Here is a 614-nt window from a genome sequence, read left to right on the forward strand (position 1 = left end):
AACAAAACCATTTTTATCAGCATGGTATTTAACCCCATTTACCGTAAAGTCCTTATCCTTAACTAATAAGTAAGTTGTTGGATCAAAGTACCACTGACTACCAGCCCATTCTTGCAACCCACTTTGAATCCGACCATCATTTCCCACCAAATAATAAGAACCCCATTGAGATTGCACATAGTCCTTCTTTTGGCTTAATAAGTACGTCGTTGGGTCGAAGTACCAGTAACTACCAGCCCATTCTTGCACACCGCTTTGAATCCGACCGTCATTACCAACTAAATACCAATCTCCCCATTGAGATTGCACATAGTCCTTCTTTTGGCTTAATAAGTACGTCGTTGGGTCGAAGTACCAGTAACTACCAGCCCATTCTTGTACTCCAGATTGGATACGACCAGTATCATCCTTTAAGTACCAACTTCCCCAATCAGACTTAAAGTAATCTTTCTTTTGGCTTAACGTGTAGCTCGTCTTATCAAAATCCCAATAAGAACCAGCCCATGATTGAATACCTGATAAGGCTTTCCCATCTTGCATTAAGTACCAACTCTTCGACTTGCCAGTTGTATCACCAATTGTTGGCATTAATGAGTATTCACGTCCCGTATTGG

The 614-nt window shown here is 41.0% G+C and carries 1 pseudogene; it reads right to left on the bottom strand.

Going from position 1 to position 614, the window contains the following annotated elements:
* Positions 1 to 588 (bottom strand): annotated as a pseudogene (locus tag JCM14505_RS08515) (NlpC/P60 family protein); the annotation flags it as partial.
* Between the last annotated feature and the right edge of the window lie 26 nt (positions 589 to 614).

This window comes from Limosilactobacillus equigenerosi DSM 18793 = JCM 14505 (genome assembly GCF_001311375.1).
Classification (GTDB): Bacteria; Bacillota; Bacilli; order Lactobacillales; family Lactobacillaceae; genus Limosilactobacillus; species Limosilactobacillus equigenerosi.